Below are 17046 nucleotides of genomic sequence, written 5' to 3'. Positions count from 1 at the left end.
CCCACCCGATTGCGTTCGCGGGCACCGTGCGAGCAGGTTCGCTCAGATCAGCAGCGCCTGAGGCACTCCGTTTCTGCGCACCCACTCCGTCCGGTGCTCCGCCGCCAGGGCCTGCCCCCGGCGCCGGGCCTCGGCCGGGACCGGGAGGCGGCACAGACCGTCGAGGGTGTCCAGCATCGTCCGGGCGAAGCGCTGTCCCAGGGGCGTGAGGCGGCCGGAGGTCAGCAGCACCTCCGTGGCCTCCCGGGCGCCCGTACGCCAGCGGACGAACTGGGCCTCGGCCCGGGCGAGTTCCTCCGGACCCCGCTCCACGGCCCGGCGGCGGTTCCAGAAGTCCGTCACGCCCAGATGCGCGTACGCCCCGTGGAAGAGCCCGAGCAGGGGCCGCGGGTCGGGGCGCCACGGCGCGTAGTAGCGCTCCTCGCCGCCGGACTCGAACAGGTCGAACAGGTGCAGGAGGGCGGCGAACTTGCTGTGCTGCAACTCGTGGGCCATGGACAGGGCGAGACCCCGCCCGGTGCGCGGCCGGGACAGCGCCATGGAGCCGAACGCCTCCGCGCTGCTGCCGCTGAAGCTGCCCGTGCTGTCGAGGGGGACCAGGGTGCGGGGGCCGGCGGCGAGTTCGGCGTAGGTCACCGGGTGGTGGGACCGGAGTGTGTCGCAGGCCTCCCTGGTCGTGGCCTCCCACCAGCGCAGATCGTCGGTCGTCAGGCCCAGGGGCCGCTCCGGGACGCCCGGGAAGCGCAAGGGGTCGATGTCGTCCAGGAGCAGCGGTGCTCCGGTGTCGGGCACCAGGATCCGGTGCGCCGCCCGCCATCGTCCGGCGGGCGCGAACGGCTCCGGTGGCACCTCGACCGGGCCGGGCACCGAACTCCGCCCCGCCACCCCGACGCGCGCCGCACCGTCGGCACCGACCACCACCTCGGCCATGTCACCCGGGCGGGCACCGGGGAAGTCCGCACCACCGAGCGAGGGCAGGAAGACGAGGTCCGCGGTCAGACGCCACCGCACCCGGGCGGGCACACGCGCGCGGACCGCCGCGGCCGCGGCGAGGGCGCTGAAGCGCTGGACCGGCAGCTCACCGGCCGCACCGGCCTCGCCCTCGACGACGCGGTCCAGCCGGGCCAGCAGTCCGATCAGGGCGGTACCCGCCGACGGGTGCGTCAGCACCGCCGACACCGCCCGGGGATCGGCCCGGTGGGCGGCGGCCAAGAGCTCCCAGGCCTGCCCGGCCGTCTCGGCCACACCGCCGCCGATGTCACGGGCGGCCTCGGCGACCGCGTGGGCGCAGGCCAGACGGCGGCTGTACTCGGCGCGGGCGAGCAGCTCCAGGGCCTCGGCCCCGCCGCCGCCCGTCGCGATCGCGGTGAAGAGCCTGCCGGGCATACGGAGCGGCACGGGCCTCATGCGGCTTCCGCCGGGGTGCCGCGCAGCCGGTCCAGGTCTCCGGCCAGCCGCTCCCTGACCCGGTCGATCAGGGCGGTCAGATCGGCGCAGTAGACACTGGGGTTGGCGAACCCGGTGGCCGGCCGGTAGCGGTTGGCGTAGTGGCCGCCCCCGCACACCCGCAGCAGCCGGCAGTCGCGGCACTGCGCGGACAGTCCGTCGGCGCCCCACTGGCGGGCCGCCACACCCGGATGGCGCAGCAGCGCGTCGAAGGAGTCCCGCCCCACGTGCAGGCCCGTCCGCGCGGCGCCGTGATAGGCGGTGCGCAGCGTGTCGTCCTGGGCGAGGGAGCCGTCCGTCTCCACCACGGCGTACCGCACCGGGGCCAGCCCCAGCGCCTCCGTCTCCGGGGCGCCGCCCAGCAGCAGCGCCATCATGTCCTCGAGCAGCCGCACCCGGGTCTCCCGCCGACTGGCCCCGTACCACCGTTCGAACACCCGCCACAGCCAGTCCGCGTACGGCGTGCCGGGCAGGCCGGGCCGCAGTCCCGGCGGGGGAGTGTGCCAGTTGCCCTGCGGCAGCAGGAAGTCCACCGCGGGCGGCCGGTACGTCAGCAGATGCTCGTAGCAGCGCACCGGATCGTTGCGCAGGTCGATGGTGCACAACAGGCCCGCGAACAGCTCGCGGTGCGGCCCGTCGGCCAGCCGGTGCAGGGCGGCGGCGACCCGGGCGTGGCTGCCGCGCCCGTCGGCGCCGCGCCGGTGCCGGTCATGAGCCGCGCGGTCGCCGTCCAGACTGACCGAGACCCGGATGCCGTGCGCCGCGCACAGGTCGAGCCAGCGCTCGGTCAGCCGTACGCCGTTGGTCTGCAGCGCGAGGTGCAGCCGCACCCCGGGGCCGACGGCGGAACGCAGGACCGAGGCGGCGCGGCCGAGCGCGGCCTCCCCGGCGAGCAGGGGCTCGCCCCCGTGCAGCACCACCCCGGCCTCGCGCACGCGGTGCGCCGCCAGATGCCCGGCGATGCGCTCGGCCGTACGGTCGAGGACGTCCGGCGCCATGACCCGCGGCTGCTCGCGCCAACTCGTGTCGTGCGAGCGGTACATGTAGCAGTAGCGGCAGGCGAGGTCGCAGCGGCTGTGCATCTTCAGTACGAAGGAGTGGAACGGGGCGGGCACCCATCCGGCGGCTTCCCTCGCCACGACGTCGTCCGCGACCGGCCACGGCGGCTCCGCATGGCGCAGTCGATTCATACGTACCCCCCGGTTCGCATGCCAGCCGGCCCGGGTGTTCACCTGGCCGGCCACGCCATTTGGCCCAGTATTCGGTGCCGGTGACAGACCGTCAACATCGCAATTCCGTCGTCCCCGCGGCCCCCGCCCGAAAGTAGCCGGTTTCGCGAGCCACCCCGTGGGGACGTCAACACTGGACACGAGCCGCGGAGGATGAGCCATGGCAGAGCTCGAGGAAGCGGGCGCCGAGCGGGGCGAGGACACCCTGGAGTCCGTCGTGCTGGACCTCACCGACGTGCCGCTGGACGACCTCGCCGCACTGCCGCCCTCCGTGCTCGGGGAGACCCTGCGCCGGCTGCGCACCGGGCGCACGGCGGGAGATCCCTTCGTCACCGGGTTCAGCGAGAGCCAGTGACCGGCGCCGCGTGGCGACGCCGCCGTCGCGCGAAACCACCTGATCAGGGGCAACCCGCCCTATAATGACCGTCCCTGACTGTCGTGCACCACCGTCCAGCACCTGCCGTCCGAAGCGGAGTGGCCATGCCCGACACCCACGCAGCCGACCGCTCGGGACGGTTCGCCCTCTTCTGCTCCACCGCGGAGAACCTCGGCGTCAGCACGACCGTACGCAACGTCGCCGACCTGCTGGCGGCGGGCAATCGCAGCGTGCTCATCGTGGACGGCAGGGCCACCGGCGCCCCGGCGGGAGCGCCCGTGCCCGAGCCGGTGCCCGGCCGGATCGCCTCCGTCGCCCGCCCGGACGCGGCGTCCCTCCTCGCCCTCGCCTCGGACCCCGAGGCCCTGCGCCACGACCACGTCCTCGTCGAGGCCCCGCTGCCCGACTCGCCCGGCGCGCCGCCCGAGGGCAGGCTCGGCTCCCTGGCCGACTCGCTGGTCCTCTGCTTCGCCATGACCGCCTGGTCCATCGACGGCGCCGCCGCCCTCGCCGAGCAGCTCAGCGGCGGCCGCGCCGACCGGCCCGTACGGCTGATGGCCCTCGGCCTGAAGAGCAACGTCGAGTCGCACGACCGGCTGCGCGGCGCCCGCGAACGCGTCCGTGGCAAGTTCGGCCCCCTCTCGCGCGGCTCCCGCACCTCCGAGGTCGCCTTCCTGGAGATCCCGTACCACCCGCTCTACCTGGACACCCGGCAACTCGCCGTCGAGAGCGAGCCCGAGGGCTCCGTGACCGGGCTGCGCCCCTACTACGAACGGCTCGCCGACTGGCTCCGCAACCGGCGGCCGGTGCCGCTCGGCCGGGTCACCCTCGTCCACTCCCAGCGCCACGCCCCCTGGGCGGCCTGGCTGGAGGACCAGTTCCGGCGCGGCGGCATCCGCACCGAACTGCGCGCCCAGGACGCCTACTCCGGCGACCGTCCGGCCCCCGGCACGGCGCTGCTGTTCCTCTCCCCGGCGGACATGGACCACGCGGCACTGGCCCAGCTCGCCGCGCTGTCCCACCCCGACGTGCGGATCGTCCTCGCCGACGAGCCCTTCCCGGACGCGGGCGCCGCCCACCACGAGCGCATCGACCTGCGCGGAACCGACGAGGACGAGGCCGTGCGGCGGCTGTACGCCGGCCTCGGTCTCGGCGCCCCGCCCCCGGCGGACGGCCCGCCCGGCGCGCGCTTCCCGCGACTGCCCGCCGTCACCAACGTGGCCCCCCGCTACAGCGGCTTCGTCGGCAGGGACGACGTCCTCGGGAACCTCCTGGAGGAACTGCACACCGCCGGCCGGGACCACACCCCGCTGGTCGTGCACGGCGCGAGCGGCTGGGGCAAGAGCGAGACCGTACGGGAGCTGTGCCACCGCTTCGGCTCCGCCTACGACGTGGTGTGGTGGGTGCGCTCCTGGGAGATCCCCCGCGCCCGCCGCGGACTGAACCGGCTCGCCGGCCGGCTGGACCTGGTCACCACCGGGGACGGCGCCTCCCCGGCGCTCCTCGACCACCTCGCCCGCGCCGACACACAGAGCTGGCTGCTCGTCTACGACGGGGCCGAGTCCCCCGACGGACTGCGGGAGCTGCTGCCCACGCCCCACACCCGCGGGCACGTCCTCATCACCAGCCGCACCGCCCCCGCCGCGGGGGACATGGCGGCCTTCGCGCTGCCGTCCATGTCGCCGGCCGAATGCCGGGCCGTCCTCGGCGAAAGCCTCGCGGAGATCGACGAGGAGCAGGCCCAGCGGGTCGGGCAGGTCCTCGGCTTCGTCCCGCTCGCCGTGCGTATCGCCGCCCTCTGCCTCGCCGAGCGCGCCGCGGCTCACCGGCGCGACGACAGCATGGGCGACCGGACCGCGGCCCGCGCCGCCGTCGCCCACCTCCTCGCCGAGTACCGCACGGCCCAGGCCGCCCTCCTCGAACGGGACGGCGCGGCCCCGCCCGTGACGGTCATGGTGCGCGTCGCCCGGCAGACCGTGCTGCACACCCCGGGCGCCGCCGCCTGGCGCGCCGAGAGCCGCACCAGCGACGCCCTCGGCTGGCTGCTGAACGCGGCCTCGCTGCTCACCGGCCGGGGCATGGGGCTCGAACTGCTCAGGTCGCGACACATCCTCGCCGAACTGGCCCGCGACGACGCGACGGCCCCGGACCCTGGCGCGCACCGCACGCCGGCCGACGCCCGGCTGCCCGACGAGCACATGGTGAGCGTCGCCCTGTGGGCACTGTCCCGGGTCGGCCTGCTGGAGGTCGACTTCGACCGGCCCGACCAGCCCCTCGGACAGCACCACGCCGTACGGGACGCCGTCCGCGACGACATGGAACCGGCCGAGCGCGCCCGCATCGAGCAGGTGCTGCGCGGCACCCTCGCCGAGTTCACCCCGGACGAGAACCGCGGCCTGTCCGCCGACTGGGCACGCGAGGTGTACTCGCTGCGCCTGTGGGAGGACGACCGCCCCCGCGTCCGGCGGTCCATGCTGCGCCATCTCAACGCCCTGAGCCAGCGCGGGGAGACCGCCGACCTGGCCCGGCTGCTCGACATCTCCGAGCGCGCGCGGGAGGCCTGGAGCCCGCAGGGCGACGACCCGTCACCCGAATATCTGCGCCTGCTCAACCTCACCGCCCGCGCCCACCGCCTCGACGGTGCCTACGAACAGGCCCGCCAGCTCTCCGAACAGGCCCTGCGCGGCCACCGCAGACTGCTCGGCCCCCTGCACCCGAGGACACTGCTGTCGGCCGACTCCTACGGCGCCGTGCTGCGCTCCCTCGGCCGGTTCTCCGACGCGCTCTTCCAGGCCCGGCCGGTGCTGGAGGGCCTCACGCTGCTGCTCGGACCGCGGCACCGCGCGACCGTGCAGGCCGAGCACAACCTCGCGTTCACGGAGGCGCTGAGCGGCCGGGCCCCCGACTCGCTGGCCCGGCTCCTCGCCCGGTTCCGCTACCGCCAGGCCATCGGCGGCGAGGACGACCCGGCCGTCTGGCGCTCCGCCGACCTGCTCGCCTGGGTCTACCGCACACTGGGCCGCGACGCGGAGTCCCAGGACCTGCTGCGGCAATGGCTCCACCGGCACGGCGACATCGCGACCGGCACCCGGCTGAGCATCGAACTCGGCCTGGCCGTCAGCGAACGCCGCATCACCTACAACTCCGCCCGCCCGCACGAGCGGGTCTACGGCTACGAGAAGGCCCTGGAGCGCGACCGGCGGGTGCTCGCCGAAGCCACCGGCCGGTTCGGCGCCGACCACCTGGACACCCTGCGCTGCCGCTTCAGCCTGGCCGCCGACCTGCACGCGCTCGGCAAGCACGACGAGGCCGAACACGAGGCCCGCCAGTGCGGCCACGCCCTGGAGAACACCCTCGGCGCCTGGCACCCCTACGCCGGACTGGCCGGGGTCCGGCACGCCGTGTATCTACGGGCCACCGGCGCCGTCGACGAGTCCGAGACCACCGGCAGGGCCGCTCTGCACCTCCTGGAGGACCGGCTCGGCGACAGCCACCCCTGGGTTTCCGCCGCGGAGAACTCCCTCGCCGCCACCCTGGCCGCGGCCGGGCGCCCGTCCGAGGCGGCCGGACTCGCCGAGGGCGCCCTGCGCCGTTTGCGGGACCTGGACATGGGGCATCGCCCCGATGGCCGAAGGGTGAGCGCGCACTTGGCCTGGCTCACCTCCCGCGCCACCGCCCGCACGGCACCCGCCAGGGACTTCGACATCGATCTGGAACTGCCCGGAATCTAGGGAAAGGTGAGCGTACGTGGCAGCAGCCCCGCACCCGGAGACCGAGCTCTTCACCGAGTCCCACTGGTTCCCGGAGGGCCACGGCCGAATAACAGAGCTGTGCCAAGGGGCCTTCGTCGGCGTTCCCGCTCTGCGGTCGGTGGCCCACTACAGCAACGGAATCATCGACTTCCTCGTCCGCAGAACCGACTGCGCCCCGCTGGCCGGCCTGGTCACCGTCGCCGGCGAGGACATCGCCAACGAGGCTTTGCCCGGCAGTCGGCTCCTGCTGTGCACCCAGGACCTGGGCGCGCTGATGCGGCCCCTGGGCACCGGCGAGCTGATGCGCGTCGTGGTCGCAGGCGCGCGCGGCGGACTGTGGGGCGGTCGCGTCAAACCGGGGGAGTACCTGGCAGCGCTCACCGACACGCCCGGCGGGATGCCCGCCGCCGATGAGGCCATGAACACCCTCGTCTCCACCATCCGCACCCAGGTGCACCATCTGCCCGACGAACTGCCCGGCGGCCTGACGGACCCCCCGGACCCCCTGCCGGAACACAAGGGGAAACTGCGCATCGACTTCGGGACGGCGGCCGCCGCCTACGAGAACCTGACCGAGATGCGGCTGCGGGCCCTGTGGGGCGGCCACGTCAACACCCTCGACCTGCACTACGCCGCCTTCTACCAGGACTGGAAACTCGTCTGCGCGGGCGACGTCTTCGAGAACGCCGAACTCGGCCCGCGCTTCCTGGAGACCAGCGTGCGCTCACGCCGCACCGGGTACCGCGACCTCGCCCAGAGCCTGCGCGGCCATCTCGCCCGGCTCACCGACGCGCTGCGGCTGGTGGTGCAGCCGCCCGCCGACCGCCTCGTCCTGGACGTCCAGGAGGGCGCCGTGTACGTGATCTGGCTGTCGCCGCGGGACTACGTCCTCGGGGTGACGCTGGACCAGCGGCAGGTCGCCCACGCGGAGAGCCGGCTCCATCGACTGGCGGACGTCCTGCGCGAGATCACGGAGCCCGCACCGCGCTGACCAGCCCGCCCCAGACCTCGTCGGCGAGCGCCTCCACCGCGCGCGCCGCGGTCGGCCGATGGACCGGGCCGGAAACGCCGAGGGACTGCACGGGCAGCACCTCGACCGCCGTCTCGTACTCCCGGCAGACCCGGCGCAGCCCCGCCCACTGCTCCTCGGACCGCACTCCGGACGAGGCGGCGCGGAACCAGGCGTCGGCGCCCGCGCGGAACCTCTCCGTGAGCTGCCGGACCAAGGTGGCGCAGCCCAGCGCCGCCAGATCGGCCCGACCCGCCCGCAGGGACGGGCTCCCGTCCGGACCGGCCCCGGACGAACCGCCGGCCAGCCGTTCCACGGCCGCGTCGAGGAGGGAGAACACCTCCTCGAACCGGCCCTCGACCGGGTCCGGCAGCGCCGTGCGCGCCGGGCCGGGCGCCGCCGCGACCAGATCACGCCGGGCCAGATCGCTCACCGTCCGGCGCAGCAAGCCCAGTTGGGAACTGTGCTCGCCGAGCGCGCCGCGCAACTCGCTGGTCAGCTCCGCGAGATCGGCCTCCTTGCGGAGTTCCGTGAGCCGGGCGCGCAGCCGGTCCAAGGCCTCGTTCACGGCCTGCTCGAAGTCACCCGGGCGGTACAGCAGGGGCTGCGATCCGAGCGAGCGCGCCAGCCGGTCCCGCATGGTCCGCGACACATGGCCGTTGACCACCAGCAGCACCTCGGCCCGGGCCGGATGGAGTGTGCCGCGCAGCGCCCGGACGCGCGCGGTGATGCGCTCCTGGTCGTCCGCGACCAGCACCGACGAGGTGACCACGATGGCGATGTAGGCGTTCGGGAAGGGCTCCAGCCAGTACGCCACCACCAGCGGCCCGTCGGCGGCGGGCCCCCGCGCCGGGACCGGGTCGACCGAGGCGATGCGCCACTGTCCCACGGCCACCGCGTCGTGGATCGTGGAGAGCACCTGTTCCTCGGAGACGTTGCCGTGCAGAGCGCGCACGGCCCGCAGTACGGTCGCGGGGGTCACCTCCCGGACCGTGCCGCCGCCGTCCCCGCTCAACTGCCAGGCCCGGTGGCAGGTCTTGAGGATCTCCCGGGGCACCCCGCCGGTGAGTTCCTGGAGGATCGCGACCGACTCGGAACCGAAGGGCGCGGGCCACCGCTCGATCGAGCCCGTTCCCTGGACGGCGTCCGGACGGGCACCCGAACCGACGTACTCGGCGACCAGATCCGCCGTCAGCTCCGAGGTGAAGCGGGTCGGCCACAGCTGCACCACCCGCTCGTGCAGGCTCGGGCGGAACGCGTTGAGCCCGCTGGGCGACGTGCAGAACACCAGCAGGCCCCCCTGGCTCACATACACGTTGACCAGGCGCTCGAAGGCATCGACGAACGTACGCCGGGAGTCCTCCGGCCAGTCCAGCACCTTCTCCAGCGAGTCGATCAGCAGAACGTACGGCTTGTCGAACCGGCCGTGCAGGAAGCCCTGGACGGCCAGCGCGTCGAAGACCGGGTCGATGCCGGTGACGGCGTCCTTGATGCCGCGTTCCCTCAGCTGCGGGGCGGGCTCGTCACCGGTCAGCCACGCCCAGACCATCGAACTGAACCGGGGGTCCTGCAGCAGGGCGAACGCGGTGGCGAACCTCCTGTGCTCCGTGACCTCGCTGAGGGTGACCCGCAGATCGGCGTGCATCACCTCGGGGTCGTAGCGCAGGGCGGAGACGACCTTGTCCGGGTCCAGGACGCGGTCGCGCAGCCCGGTGGCGATGTCGTCGAGGGCGATGTCGCCGAGCGGGATGTCGTCCGGCCGGCCCGGCCGTGTATCGGAACTCCGCTCGCCGACCCGGGCCGCCGTCACGTGCGCGTAGTAGTCCCGGACGAGTTCCTCGAACGCGGCCTTGCCCTCCGGGGTGTCCGCCGGGCCGCGCAGCCGGTCGCGGTACATGCGGCCGAAGTCCTGCACGGGTTCGTCGACGATCCACATCGCCGGGCCGTCCGGGCGGGCGAGCGCGTTGCAGACCTCGCGCGCCGCGTGGCTCTTGCCCAGGCCGAACTCTCCCACCACGGCGATCGCCCGGCCGCGCCGGCGGCCTCGGGGCCGGTCCCGGAGGTAGTCGCGCACCAGGTACTCGAGATCCTCGAGGAACGGCGTGGAGACATGGGCGTTGCCCGAGTCGGCGGCCTCGACCGGTGCCTCACCCAGGTCTGCCGACGGGCCGAGCCGCACGACCGGCACCAGCGGGAAGGGGTTGCTGTACCAGGTGTCTGCGCTGTTTGCGGCCACGATGGCACTCCTTGCGGGTCCGGAGAGGCGCGGTCGGGGTGGCGGTGGGCATCAGCCGCCGGGGCGGGGCAGGATCGGCTCACGGAGCAGGGCGTCGCGGCGCGCCCGCCGGCTCTCCCAGTGGGGTCTGAGCGCGTCGGCGTCGATCGCCCAGGGGTGCGGCGCGCTGCGCAGGGCGTTTGCGGCCGAGTGGAAGACCTTGCGCAGTTCGCGCACGTCGGAGGGTTTCCATTCGTCGTGTGCTGCCATCAGGGAACTCCTGTCGGGTTCGACCAGGCTGTGCGGTCCGCCGCCGGCGGCGCGGGCGCTGTGGCTGAACCTCCAGATGTCCTCGGAGTCCAGCTCGCGCAGCGCGAGATGGGTGACGGCCGCCGATCCGGCGAGGGCGGCGGTCACGTCCCTCGGGGTCTCCGCGGCGCCGTGGCTCACTTCGACGAAAAGTACGATCCTGGGGTGCGCGGGGCTCAGACAGGTGCGCAGAAAAGCCGCCCGGAGATGGGCGTCGTTCCACCGGATGTGCGGGATCACGACGAAGAGCAGCGCGTTGTGCTGGATCAGCAGATCGCTCATCTCGCTGTAGGCCTGGAACGGGTCCTCCTCCGAGATGATCGCCTGCACCCGGGGCTCGGGGAACTCGTGCAGCAGCAGCCTCTTGGCGATCTCGCGGCGTATGCGGGCGTTGATCAGCCGGGTCGGCGCGAACGACCGGCCGTCCGGGTCGACACTGATCCGGCGGCCGTCGTTGTCGAGGCCCGCGGTCGGGGCGAACAGCACGAGCGGGTTCCCGGCCGCGGGCGCCGCCGCCGATATCCGCCGGCGTGCCTCGTGGATGCACCGGTGGATGAGCGATGTCTTGCCCATGCCGGGCTGTCCGCTGACGACCACCACCCGGCCGTGCCCGGAGCTCGAGTCGAGGAGTTCGTCGAGGTGGGGCCAGTCCTCCTCGAAGCGGTCCAGTTCGTCACGGGAGTGGTCGACGTCGACCCACTGGTGCATGTGGTCCGGCTGCTTCCACGGCACCAGGGGGTGGTCGGCGCTCAGCGTGGCGGAACCGTTCGCGCCGCTGTCACGGCCGTCGCCGTTGCCCGCGCCGTTCGATCCGTACGGTTTGCGCACTCCGTAGGGGTTCGCCCAGTCGGAGTTGGTCATCCGTGTTGCCCTCCGGAGCTTGTGGGACGGCCGTCGTGCCGTGGCCCGCGCAGCCACCACACGGGGGCGGGGCGCAGCAGATCGCCCACCTCCCGGGTCTGCCGGTCCAGGATGGTGCGCACGGCGTCCGCCTCGTTCTTTCTGTCGTTCGGTCGCAGGAGTTCCCCGTCCCGGCTGCGCGGCAGTCTGTCCGCCAGGGGCAGGGAGTCGGCCAGCAGCCGGGCCGCCGCACGGCGCGGGGCCGGGCCGGGCACCAGGGCGAGGAGGCCGCTGAGCGCCTCCCGGGCCCGTGACACCTCGGCGTGGTCCGTCTCGGCCACCTGTTCGTACTCCGCGAGATACAGCCATGCGATCCTCCGGAATTCCAGCACGGCCGCCGAGAGTTGCCGGCCGTGCGTGCGCCGCTCCGCCGAGATCCGTTCCGTCTTCTGCCCGAGCACGGTGAGCACGGCGCCGGTCGCCAGCAGCAGAGCCCCGTCGGCGAACCCGCCCAGCCCACCGCCGCCCTGGTCCGCGGACGCCCCCGCCGGTTCGCCCGCTGCGGCCATGACCGCCTCGCAGACCCGTGCGAAGTCGCCCGGCCGCTTGTCGGCCCAGTCGTCGAGCGACATCACGCCACCCTTGCCGCCGGGCACCCGTACGGCGTCCGTACCGCCGACCGGACCCGGAACACGCCCCACCACACCGAGCCGCACCGCCGCGTCCCGGAGGTCGCCACGGTGCTCGTCGGCGAGGCAGTACACCAGCCGGACATCGCTCCTGCCCGTGTCGGCGGCGGCCTGTCCGGCGGTCGCGGGGAGCAGCGGCAGCGTGCCGAGCAGCAGGACGGGGCGCCAGCGCGCTCTCCTGCGGGGACGCCTGACACGGCTCCCTCTCCGCTCACCCATCCGGCCTCCCCGTTCCCCTGGCCGCGCCCCGTCCGGGCCGCCGCGCATCATCCGGCTACGCGGAGGACCGCAGTCCGTCGGTCGCCGTCGGTGTCTCGCCCGTCCTGCCCTCGTCGGCCGCCGGATGCCGGGGGAGACGCCGCCGTTCACCCGTGGGTTGCCGGTTCTTCCCGGCCCGGTGGCGGGACCAGCAGCCGAACGCCATGCGCGCCCCGTAGTGCAGCAGATTGACGGTCACCACGGCCGGGGCGACGATGCCGACCGTCTTCGGGAAGTCGCGTTCGAGGGTGAGGGCGAGCAGCACGGCCGTCAGACCGTTCTGCTGGCCGATCCCCAGCAGGATCCGGTCCCTTCGGGACAGGCCGCGCACGAAGAGGGGCATCAGCAGCACGGCCACCACCGCCTGTGCGCCGAACGCCGAGACGCCCAGCAGCACTCCCGGGCCCAGCGACACCCCCTGGGCGGCGAACAGGCCCAGCAGGGCGGTCGCGAGCAGAAAGGCGCTGGTGACCGCCCGCGCGAGCGGACGGGCGAAGGCCCGCGCGCGCAGGAACAGTCCAGCCACGGCCACGGCGAGCATCAGCATGTTCGCCGCCGCGAGCACGAGCACGGCCACGACCAGCAGCGCGCCGAGCGGTGTCACCGGTCGCCGGGGGCGGTCGAGTTCGCCGGGCTCCGCGGACTCCTCACGGGCCCGCCGTGCCGGCCACAGCCTGCCGCCCGCCCACCACAGCGCGAGGGCACCGGCCAGGAGCAGCGCGTTGAACGCCAGTCCGAGGGCGTAGCCGCGGGCCCCGCCGCCCACCACCGACGGTGTGCCCGGGTGCCCCGCGGCCGTGTAGGCGTATCCGGCGACGTACAGCGTCAGCAGGACCGTCATCGGGTCGTCGAAGGAGGCCCACGCCGTGAGCAGCGACCGGGCGCGCCGCGACATGTGCGCGTCCCTGCCGAGGGCGGTCACCGACAGCGGGTCGATCTGCGCGACGACGATGCCGAGGATCAGATACTCCGGGTGCCCCGACGCCCAGACCATGACGCCCGAGACGATCGCCGCCTTGAGGAGGACTCCCAGCGTGACCGCCGCCACCACACCGCGCAGATCACGCCGCAGATCGGCGAGATCGATGCCGTACGTGCTGCCGTACAAGCCCACGGCCAGCAGCAGTCCGGTGGCGAAGACGTACCCGGTGGTGCCGACCAGACGCGACGGATCCGCCGCCAGACCGATCAGAACGCCCAGGACCAGCGCGCCCAGCGCCCACAGCAGGACGGCCGGAACCGCCGCCCGCGGCCTCGGCCGCCGGTCACGGTCGCGTCGGGACGTCTCCACCCGCTCTCCCCCCCCCATCCCCCGGTGTTACGCCGCGAGCGTAGTCGGGCCGCCGGCACCTCGTGCGTCTTCCGGTACGGACGTGCAGCCGCGAGAGCAATCAAGCGTAGGCATCAATACTCGGACGGCGTAACGCCATTGCCAGCCGTTCCCTTGCACGATGCCCCATGTCGGCCGCCGGTGAACGCTCTTCACCCCTGGGGTGGATCCACGACGCCGGGGCCGGTGCGCCCCGCGTCCGCCCCGCCGCCCTCGGCGAGGCCCTCGACGGCACCGCGTCCGTCGGCCGTGCGCCCCCGCCCCGGGCGTGAACCAGGACATGGCGTGGGCGGGGACACGGGGTGGTCGCGGGCACGGGTGGTCCAGGACATGGCGTGGTCGAGGACGTCACCCACCCCCATGGGCGACGTCCTCGACCGCTCCCCCGGTGCCGGACTGTGGCTCAGGTGTCCGCGCGGCGCGTCGGTGCTGTCACCAGCACATCACCGCCGTCTCGCCGGAACCCCACGCGGAGTACAGGCGTACACGGACGTGGTAGCGGCGGCCCTTGACGAGCCGGGCGCTGATCGTGGCGTTGCGCGCCGTCCCTCCGTCGTCCTGCCCGGCGAGGTAACGGGGCTCCCCGTCCCGCTCCTCGAAGGCCACGACGACGGTGTCGCCGTCGCCGAAGGTGCCCAGCGTGTAGGTGCGGGTCTCCGGCGGGTCGATGACGAAGTCGGCCTGCTCGCCCGGGCCGAGACCGAGCGGCGCCGAGCGGAACGGCACCAGTTCGGACGGTCCCGCCGGATGAGCCGGCGGATACCAGCGGAGCACGAACTCCTTGTCGGCGGCGGACAGGGTGCCGGGCGGGTTCAGACCCGCGCGGTACTGCTCCGGCTCCAGCACCAGCCCCGACGAGAACGGGAACTCCATGATCGACTGCGGGTCCCAGACGGAACCGTTGGCCTCGTCCGGGTCGAGCTTGCGCAGAATGTTGTAGTGCGTTTTCTCCCGGCTCCAGTGGTGGGGCGGGCCGGCCAGTTCGGCGTACACCGCCTCGTCGTCGAAGTGGAGACCGGCGAACGGGCTCTGGTGCTCGTGCAGCATGCCGAGCGCGTGCCCGATCTGGTGCAGGGCCGTCCCGCGCTCCCCGGGCGCGGTCAGGTCCCAGCCGAGGTTCATGGTGCGCTCGTGCCGTCCGGCCAGCAGCGCGTCGCGGCCCACGGCCGACCAGGAGCCGTCGCCGAGCTGGAACCCGATGCGCAGTTCGGCCTCCGAGCGGTCGTCGACCTCGGCGAAGGAGATCCCGGTGCCGAGGTCCTGCCACTCCCGGAAGCAGGAGCGCACCACGTCCCGCTGCTCCTCGGCGCCGGCCCACGACACCCGTCGCGTCATCCCCGTCCCCGGCACGGGGATGACGGACGCGTCGCTGTCGCCGTCGAAGAACCAGTAGTGCAGCACTGTGCCGTTGACCCACATACGCCGCCCGCTCGCGAGCGCGCTCAGCCGCTCGGCCGCCGGCCCCGGTGCGGGGGCGGGCGCCGGCGTCTGAGCCAGCGAGCAGTAGCGTGCGGTCATGGCCACAGCCTGCCCCGGGGGCCGTTCCGGGCGCCTGAGTCGGGGGCTACTCAAGTCGCCCTGTATCAGAAGTGAGTAGCCGCGCTCATGCTTGTGTGACGACTTACGAGCGGGACGCGACGCCCCTGGAGCTGCCCTGGCCCTTCGCCGGGCGGGAGGACGAACTGGAGCTGGTCCGCAGGTCCCTGACCGGCGGACGCCGCGGCATCGTGGTGACGGGCCCGGCGGGCTGCGGCAAGACCCGCCTCGTCACCGAGGCGGTCCGCGGCACCGACTGCGCCCGGGCGGCCGGTACGCCCGAGAGCCGCGCCCTCCCCTTCGCCGCGTTCGCCCCTCTGCTGCCCGAGACGGTCACCCTGCACCGCGCGGTCCAGCTCCTGTCCGGCGTACGGACGCTGGTCGTGGACGACGCGCACCTCCTCGACGACGCCTCCGCCGCCCTGGTCCACCAACTCGCCGTGCACGGCCGCACCCGGCTGCTGGTCGTCGCCACGGACGGCACCCCGGTGCCCGGCGCGATCTCCCGGCTGTGGACCGGAGAACTGCTGCCGCGCCTCACTCTGGAGCCGCCCGCGCAGGAGGAGACCGCACAGCTCCTCACGGCCGGCGCCGGCCCCCTCGACCCGCTCACCGTCGGCCGGCTGCACCGCCTGAGCCGGGGCGATCTGCGGCTGCTGCGCGATCTGCTGGGCGCGGTGCGCGGGCGGCTCACCGACGTCCCGGGCACCGAGGAACGCGCGTGGCGGGGCCCGGTGCCGCTGACCACGGCCGTACGGGAGCGCACCGCCCCCGTCCTCGGCCGCACCTGCCCTCGCGAGCGCGAGACCCTGGACCGTCTCGCCTTCGCCGAACCCCTGCCGCTGCGCCCGGACGACGCGGACCTCGGGGCCCTGGAAGCCCTGGAGTCCGACGGCCTGATCCATGTCGACGACGCGGGCACCGTCCGCCTCGCCCACCCCCTGCACGGACCGGTGCTCCGGGCGGCGGCCGGCCGGCTGCGGGCGCGCCGGCTGTCCCGCACACCGGATGAGTACGCCGCCGCCCTCGACGCCGAGTCGGCCGCACTGGCCCACCGCATCGACCGGGACGACGTACGGGCCATGCCCACGCCGGTGGGGGAGTGGCTGGTCGCCGAGGGCGGCACGCTGCCGTGCGGGTACGCCGCCGTACGCGCCCGGTTCGCCCGGCTGCGCGGGGAGTTGCGGGAAGCGGCGGCCTGGGCGAGGGAGGGGCTGCGCGGTACGCCCTCGGACATGTCGTGCCAGGACGAACTCGACCGTGCCGCAGCCCAGTCGGGAGATCCCGCCGCCGACCTTCGGGGCGACCTCGACACCGTCCTCGCGGACCTCGCCGACCCCTACGACGCCGTCCGGCTCGGCGCCCCCGAGAAGGTCATCGACCGGCTCACCGGTGTGTTCGCCCGGCACGCCGACGCCCTGACCCGCGCCGACGGCCCGGCCCTGGACGAGGTCGCCGAGGAGCTGGAGCGGCGCGGCTTCACCCTGTTCGCCGCCGAGGCGCACGCCCAGGCCGTGGGGGCACACCGCGAGCCGCGTGCCGCCCGGCACTCCCGCACCCGGGCCGTGGCACTGGCCCGGCGCTGCCAGGGCGCGCGTACGCCGGCGCTGTCCGGGCTGGTCCTCGGCGAACTCACCGCCCGGCAGCGGCAGATCGTCACCCTCGCGGCGGCGGGCCTGAGCAACCGGCAGATCGCCGAACGCCTCACCTTGTCGATCCGCACCGTCGGCAACCACCTCTACAGCGCCTACGCCCGGCTCGGCGCGAGCGACCGCGGCGCCCTGCCGTGGCTGACCGAGGTACCGGAGGCCCAGCCCGCCTGAGCCGCACCCGAGACCGGCGGCCTGACCCGCACAGGGGACGGGTCAGGCCGCCTTCTTCAGCCCGCCCGCGAGCCCCGGCCCGCGAGCCCCGGCCCGCGAGCCCCGGCCCGCGAGCCCTGGCCCGTGAGCCCTGGCCCGTGAGCCTTGGCCCGTGAGCCTTGGCCCGTGAGCCTTGGCCCGTGAGCCTTGGCCCGTGAGCCTTGGCCCGTGAGCCTTGGCCCGTGAGCCTTGGCC

The 17046-nt window shown here is 74.2% G+C and carries 12 protein-coding genes; 4 read left to right on the top strand and 8 right to left on the bottom strand.

Annotated features, from left to right (window positions below):
* Positions 1-42: 42 nt before the first annotated feature.
* Positions 43-1407 (bottom strand): HEXXH motif-containing putative peptide modification protein, encoded by a 1365-nt coding sequence (locus NNW99_RS03705; protein WP_215117154.1) that lies wholly within the window; start codon positions 1405-1407, stop codon positions 43-45.
* Positions 1404-2636 carry an FxsB family cyclophane-forming radical SAM/SPASM peptide maturase gene (locus NNW99_RS03700; RefSeq protein WP_215117153.1) on the bottom strand — a complete coding sequence of 411 codons (1233 nt, stop codon included), beginning with the start codon at positions 2634-2636 and terminating at the stop codon, positions 1404-1406. Before NNW99_RS03700 ends, NNW99_RS03705 begins: the two co-directional genes overlap by 4 nt.
* A 199-nt stretch (positions 2637-2835) precedes the next feature.
* Here NNW99_RS03700 and fxsA point away from each other — a divergent pair, with 199 nt between their 5' ends.
* The 3 genes from fxsA (at position 2836) to NNW99_RS03685 (ending at position 7794) form a co-directional block, all read left to right on the top strand.
* Positions 2836-3030, top strand: coding sequence for an FxSxx-COOH cyclophane-containing RiPP peptide (gene fxsA, locus NNW99_RS03695; protein ID WP_215117152.1), 195 nt, complete (start codon positions 2836-2838; stop codon positions 3028-3030).
* Between the two features lie 125 nt (positions 3031-3155).
* Positions 3156-6782, top strand: a complete 3627-nt coding sequence (fxsT, locus tag NNW99_RS03690; protein WP_215117151.1) for an FxSxx-COOH system tetratricopeptide repeat protein — start codon at positions 3156-3158, stop codon at positions 6780-6782.
* Positions 6783-6921: 139 nt separating this feature from the next.
* Entirely contained in the window at positions 6922-7794 is an 873-nt protein-coding gene (locus NNW99_RS03685; protein WP_251057693.1) for a hypothetical protein, read from the top strand.
* Here the strand turns inward: NNW99_RS03685 and NNW99_RS38970 are convergent.
* The 6 genes from NNW99_RS38970 to NNW99_RS03655 form a co-directional block, all read right to left on the bottom strand.
* Entirely contained in the window at positions 7772-10048 is a 2277-nt protein-coding gene (locus tag NNW99_RS38970; protein WP_215117149.1) for an apolipoprotein A1/A4/E family protein, read from the bottom strand. The two genes, NNW99_RS03685 and NNW99_RS38970, sit on opposite strands and share 23 nt — an antisense overlap.
* 51 nt (positions 10049-10099) lie before the next feature.
* Positions 10100-11197 carry an ATP-binding protein gene (locus NNW99_RS03675; protein ID WP_215117148.1) on the bottom strand — a complete coding sequence of 366 codons (1098 nt, stop codon included), beginning with the start codon at positions 11195-11197 and terminating at the stop codon, positions 10100-10102.
* Positions 11194-12084: a hypothetical protein gene (locus NNW99_RS03670; RefSeq protein ID WP_215117147.1), complete on the bottom strand. Its 891-nt coding sequence runs from the start codon at positions 12082-12084 to the stop codon at positions 11194-11196. The genes NNW99_RS03675 and NNW99_RS03670 overlap by 4 nt, the downstream gene beginning before the upstream one ends.
* A gap of 55 nt (positions 12085-12139) precedes the next feature.
* Entirely contained in the window at positions 12140-13414 is a 1275-nt protein-coding gene (locus tag NNW99_RS03665) for a cation:proton antiporter (protein WP_215117146.1), read from the bottom strand.
* A 191-nt stretch (positions 13415-13605) separates the two neighbouring features.
* Positions 13606-13815, bottom strand: coding sequence for a hypothetical protein (locus NNW99_RS03660; RefSeq protein WP_215117145.1), 210 nt, complete (start codon positions 13813-13815; stop codon positions 13606-13608).
* A 70-nt stretch (positions 13816-13885) separates the two neighbouring features.
* Positions 13886-14971: a M12 family metallopeptidase gene (locus NNW99_RS03655; RefSeq protein WP_215117144.1), complete on the bottom strand. Its 1086-nt coding sequence runs from the start codon at positions 14969-14971 to the stop codon at positions 13886-13888.
* A 95-nt stretch (positions 14972-15066) separates the two neighbouring features.
* On the opposite strand from NNW99_RS03655, the gene NNW99_RS03650 reads away from it, so the two are divergent.
* A complete protein-coding gene (locus tag NNW99_RS03650) occupies positions 15067-16812 on the top strand; it encodes a LuxR family transcriptional regulator (protein WP_215117143.1) in 1746 nt (581 codons plus the stop codon).
* Positions 16813-17046 lie beyond the last annotated feature (234 nt).

This window comes from Streptomyces sp. CRCS-T-1 (assembly GCF_024442335.1).
Lineage (GTDB): Bacteria > Actinomycetota > Actinomycetes > Streptomycetales > Streptomycetaceae > Streptomyces > Streptomyces koelreuteriae.
This window is presented reverse-complemented; position numbering and strand designations above follow the sequence as displayed.

Bases quoted from the DNA above. Each gene is read 5' to 3' on its own strand.
- NNW99_RS03705 (WP_215117154.1), bottom strand. From the start codon at position 1,407: ATGAGGCCCGTGCCGCTCCGTATGCCCGGCAGGCTCTTCACCGCGATC.
- NNW99_RS03700 (WP_215117153.1), bottom strand. From the start codon at position 2,636: ATGAATCGACTGCGCCATGCGGAGCCGCCGTGGCCGGTCGCGGACGAC.
- fxsA (WP_215117152.1), top strand. From the start codon at position 2,836: ATGGCAGAGCTCGAGGAAGCGGGCGCCGAGCGGGGCGAGGACACCCTG.
- fxsT (WP_215117151.1), top strand. From the start codon at position 3,156: ATGCCCGACACCCACGCAGCCGACCGCTCGGGACGGTTCGCCCTCTTC.
- NNW99_RS03675 (WP_215117148.1), bottom strand. From the start codon at position 11,197: ATGACCAACTCCGACTGGGCGAACCCCTACGGAGTGCGCAAACCGTAC.
- NNW99_RS03670 (WP_215117147.1), bottom strand. From the start codon at position 12,084: ATGGGTGAGCGGAGAGGGAGCCGTGTCAGGCGTCCCCGCAGGAGAGCG.
- NNW99_RS03660 (WP_215117145.1), bottom strand. From the start codon at position 13,815: ATGGGGGTGGGTGACGTCCTCGACCACGCCATGTCCTGGACCACCCGT.
- NNW99_RS03655 (WP_215117144.1), bottom strand. From the start codon at position 14,971: ATGACCGCACGCTACTGCTCGCTGGCTCAGACGCCGGCGCCCGCCCCC.